Origin of the sequence: Streptomyces africanus, assembly GCF_002150735.1 — a bacterium.
In the GTDB taxonomy this organism is placed as follows: domain Bacteria; phylum Actinomycetota; class Actinomycetes; order Streptomycetales; family Streptomycetaceae; genus Streptomyces; species Streptomyces africanus.
The window spans coordinates 1-419 of record NZ_MUKA01000732.1 but is presented as its reverse complement, the minus strand read 5'-3'; the positions used below and the strand labels follow the sequence as shown (position 1 = coordinate 419).

Sequence of the window (419 nt, the reverse complement as noted above, 5' to 3'; positions counted from 1 at the left end):
GGCCGCCCGGCGGATCGCCGCACCCAGCGCGGGCTGTTCGAAACTGCGCGGATAGCCGAAGCACAGAACGCCCTCGATACGTCCGCTGAGCGGGTCCCGGACGGGCATCGCGACGCAGGCGTTGCCCTGGGAGCGTTCCGCGAAGTGCTCGGCGCCGTAGACGCGGATGAGCTGCCGCTCCGCCAGGGCGAGGCCGATGCCGTTGGTGCCGGCGATCCAGCGGGTGCCGGGATTCGTGTTCGCCGAGCAGGTCGCCGGCACCAACGGCATCGGCCTCGCCCTGGCGGAGCGGCAGCTCATCCGCGTCTACGGCGCCGAGCACTTCGCGGAACGCTCCCAGGGCAACGCCTGCGTCGCGATGCCCGTCCGGGACCCGCTCAGCGGACGTATCGAGGGCGTTCTGTGCTTCGGCTATCCGC

1 protein-coding gene and 1 pseudogene are annotated in these 419 nt (G+C 71.8%); one reads left to right on the top strand and one right to left on the bottom strand.

The window, feature by feature from the left end:
* The coding region (locus CCL05_RS43730) for a GAF domain-containing protein (RefSeq protein WP_244204643.1) at positions 1 to 270 on the bottom strand (270 nt) is incomplete at its 3' end.
* Between CCL05_RS43730 and CCL05_RS43725 the strand changes: the two are divergent.
* Positions 206 to 419, top strand: a pseudogene (locus CCL05_RS43725) (GAF domain-containing protein); the annotation flags it as partial. The gene CCL05_RS43730 and the pseudogene CCL05_RS43725 overlap by 65 nt on opposite strands.